Genomic DNA, 655 nt, shown 5'->3' with positions numbered 1-655 from the left:
GCGCTCTGGTCCGCGGCGTCGCGGATCCACCCGGTCGCCCGACGCGGACGCGCCTAGCGTCGAGGCATGAGCGCCTCGACGAACGGCCCCGCCGCCCCTGCCCGCGCCGCCGCCCGCGGCACCGCCGCCCGGCTGCCCGGACGCAGCCTCGTGGCCGGGCTCCTGCTCGGGATCGGCACGGCCACCACCGTCGACGAGGTCGTCTTCCACCAGATCCTGCAGTGGCACCACTTCTACGACCGCTCGACGACCCAGGCCGGGATCGTCTCCGACGGGATCCTGCACGCGGTCGGCTGGGCCGCGGCGATCGGCTCGCTGTTCCTCCTCGCCGACCTGCAGCGCCGACGGGCCCTCAGCCGGCCCCGGTGGACGGGCGGGCTGCTCCTCGGAGCCGGCGGGTTCCAGCTGTACGACGGCACGATCCAGCACAAGTTCATGGGGCTGCACCAGATCCGCTACGGCGTCGACCTGGCCGCGTACGACGCCGTCTGGAACGCCGTGGGCGCGGCGCTCCTGGTGGCCGGGCTGGTGCTCGTCCTCCGCTCCCGCGCCGCGGACCGCGCGGACGCCCGCGCCGCCGACGACGGACGGGGCGCCGCGGGTGCATGACCACGCGGCCGGATCCGCCGCGCTCCTCGACCTGGCCCCCGCGGCC

The 655-nt window shown here is 76.6% G+C and carries 1 protein-coding gene; it reads left to right on the top strand.

The genetic code is table 11. The annotated features are described in order from the left end of the window. Positions 1-66 precede the first annotated feature (66 nt). The gene (locus Q6969_RS16170; RefSeq protein WP_317231348.1) at positions 67-609 is read left to right on the top strand and encodes a DUF2243 domain-containing protein; all 543 of its coding nucleotides are present in this window, start codon (positions 67-69) and stop codon (positions 607-609) included. Positions 610-655 lie beyond the last annotated feature (46 nt).

The organism is Clavibacter sp. MX14-G9D (assembly GCF_032917815.1).
In the GTDB taxonomy this organism is placed as follows: Bacteria; Actinomycetota; Actinomycetes; order Actinomycetales; family Microbacteriaceae; genus Clavibacter; species Clavibacter michiganensis_K.
Note: the sequence above shows the minus strand (reverse complement) of the source record. Positions and strands in the feature narration are given on the sequence as shown.

Excerpts from the sequence above, each read along its gene's own strand:
- Q6969_RS16170 (WP_317231348.1), top strand. The coding sequence starts at position 67 with ATGAGCGCCTCGACGAACGGCCCCGCCGCCCCTGCCCGCGCCGCCGCC.